4 protein-coding genes are annotated in these 2,205 nt (G+C 60.9%); all 4 read right to left on the bottom strand.

Annotation, left to right across the window (positions count from 1 at the left end):
- A partial coding sequence (locus ACTS2Z_RS02930) for a DUF817 family protein (RefSeq protein ID WP_442571736.1) occupies nt 1-238 on the bottom strand: 238 nt, incomplete at its 3' end.
- A gap of 22 nt (nt 239-260) precedes the next feature.
- The gene (locus ACTS2Z_RS02925) at nt 261-1,055 is read right to left on the bottom strand and encodes an enoyl-CoA hydratase-related protein (protein WP_442571735.1); all 795 of its coding nucleotides are present in this window, start codon (nt 1,053-1,055) and stop codon (nt 261-263) included.
- A gap of 172 nt (nt 1,056-1,227) precedes the next feature.
- Nucleotides 1,228-1,587, bottom strand: coding sequence for a hypothetical protein (locus tag ACTS2Z_RS02920; RefSeq protein WP_442571734.1), 360 nt, complete (start codon nt 1,585-1,587; stop codon nt 1,228-1,230).
- Nucleotides 1,588-1,722: 135 nt separating this feature from the next.
- Entirely contained in the window at nt 1,723-2,040 is a 318-nt protein-coding gene (locus ACTS2Z_RS02915; protein WP_442571733.1) for a hypothetical protein, read from the bottom strand.
- Between the last annotated feature and the right edge of the window lie 165 nt (nt 2,041-2,205).

Raw genomic sequence — 2,205 nt, 5'->3', positions numbered from 1 at the left:
GCACGGCCAGCAGGGTGATCAGGTCATACCGGGCGAGCGGCGCATCGGACGGGTAGAACAGGAAACTCGCCAGGAGGACGACCAGCATCAGCGCGCCGAACAGGCAGGCCCAGCCCTGCTTGATGCCAAAGGCCAGGAACTCGAACGCATAGCCGCTCCAGCGCCCGCGGATCAGGCGGGTGCGAAGGGCCTCGCGGTGCTGATGGAATGCCGCTTCAAGACGGCTTAAGGACCACATGGCGCGGTGCTCGTATGCGCCGCTATTTAAACCAGCTTGCTTTGCGCTTTTCAAGGAAGGCAGCAAGACCTTCACGCCCCTCATCGCTGACCCGGCGGTCGGCGATCAGCCTGGCGGTGTGCTTGCCCAGCCGGTCATCGATTTCCTTGCCCGCAACTTCGTCGACAAGCGCCTTTGATGCGGCAACCGCGCCCGGCGCTGCCGCAAAGACCAGCTTTGCGACCTCTTCGAGCATGTCATCAAGGTCGTCTGCGCTATCGACCACGTACTGAACCAGGCCGATCTGGTGGGCGAAATTGCCGTCAAAGCCTTCCGCCGTCGCGAACAGCGCCTTCGCCCAGCGCGGGCCTATCGCCTTGACGACGAAGGGAGAGATAGTCGCCGGTGTCAGGCCGAGACGCACTTCGGAAAACTTGAACTTCGTATCCTTCACCGCGATGGCGACATCGCAGGCCGCCACAAGGCCCGCACCCCCGCCCATGGCCGCGCCCTGAACCAGCGCCACAGTCAGCTGAGGCAGGTCATGCAGGCGGCGCAGCATCCGGGCAAGGCCCAGCGCATCCTCCTCATTGTCCTCATGGGTCCAGTCAGCGGCGGCGCGCATCCATTCAAGGTCCGCCCCGGCAGAGAAGCTGGGACCTGCGCCGCGCAGGACGACCATGCGCACCTCTTCCGTATTGGCCCGGAGGGTCTCGAACATGTCGGAGAGGGTAGCAATGACGTCAGCATTGAACGCGTTGTGGCGCTCCGCCCGGTTGAGCGTGATCACTGCGGTGCCGCCCGGGGTCACGGTCAGCAATACGTCGTTCTGGCTCATCTGGGGGCTCCTCGCTGGAATGTCTGCGCTGACCCCTTCATTAGGCCAGCCTTTGGCGCAAAGCAAAGCACCCTGACCTTTGCAGGTCAGGGTGCGAAGCATGTTCGAACCGAACCGCGCGCTTTGCGTCCCCGTGCAGTCACGGTCCGGCCGTCGAGCGAGTCTGCCCCGCCTAGCGGCGGAAGATCAGGCTCTTGATCAGGAAGAGCACGATCAGGCCGACAAAGTAGGCCAGCGCCAGAAAGGCGACATACTGCCAGTAGGTCATGTCGGAGACCGGCGGCATGGTGAAGGCAGCGCCATCACGCACCATCGGCAGAACCTGATCGACCACCACGTGGATGATAACGCCGACCACCGTGAAGATGAGGATCGCGCCAAAGCTCTGCATCATCAGAGCCATAACAACCGCAATCACACCCATCTGGATGCCAAGCTCGGTCCAGTTGCCCGGGCCGTACATATCAAGACCGGCGCGAAGCCAGGCCCATACAGGTTCAAGATAGCCCCAAACCGTATCAAGAATTTCCATTGCATTTCCCCTCATTCGCCTGCCCACCGGGGCAATCCCACCGGGAGCGTGCCAAGTTCTTACCAAAAAGCAAACAAAAACGGTCAATGCACGGGCCGGTTGAGCGCCTGTACATCATGTTGCGTTTGCGTAATTTCAGCGTTTCAGCAGCAGCCTTTTCAGCAATGCCAGAACGCTGATGACGATCAGATAGCCTGCCAGCAGCACCGCCACATACCGCCAGAACGGCATCGCCAGAATATCGGGCAGCCGCAAGGCAGCATTGTTCGCAATGACTGGAAGCAGGATGTCGACCAGCAGGTGAACCGCCGTCGCACCGATGACGAACACGATGAGCCGTCCCCAGGATGGCAGAAGCAGAGCGGCAACCAGGGCGATGATCAGCCCTTGCACGCCATTGACCGTGCTGAATCCCTGCCGGAAGAAGTCCAGCACGGGTTGTAATGCATCCATGAGAAAGCCCCCCGGCATCTGTGCATTAATCTTAACGCATCAAACGGGCTCAGGGTTGCAATGGCAAGGAAAAGCTTGACCGTGGGAAAGCTCAGCCGCTGCAGCGGGCAAAGCCCGAATAGCGGGTATCGCCATTGAGGTCATAGTTCTGCAGCATGGCAGAGG

The sequence above is a fragment of the Glycocaulis sp. genome (assembly GCF_052168375.1).
Taxonomy (GTDB): Bacteria; Pseudomonadota; Alphaproteobacteria; order Caulobacterales; family Maricaulaceae; genus Glycocaulis.
The sequence above is the reverse complement of the archived record's forward strand: the minus strand, read 5'-3'. Positions and strand labels throughout refer to the sequence as shown.

What these genes read in the sequence shown, in the direction of transcription:
- ACTS2Z_RS02925 (WP_442571735.1), bottom strand. Translation starts at nt 1,055, where the DNA reads ATGAGCCAGAACGACGTATTGCTGACCGTGACCCCGGGCGGCACCGCA.
- ACTS2Z_RS02920 (WP_442571734.1), bottom strand. Translation starts at nt 1,587, where the DNA reads ATGGAAATTCTTGATACGGTTTGGGGCTATCTTGAACCTGTATGGGCC.
- ACTS2Z_RS02915 (WP_442571733.1), bottom strand. Translation starts at nt 2,040, where the DNA reads ATGGATGCATTACAACCCGTGCTGGACTTCTTCCGGCAGGGATTCAGC.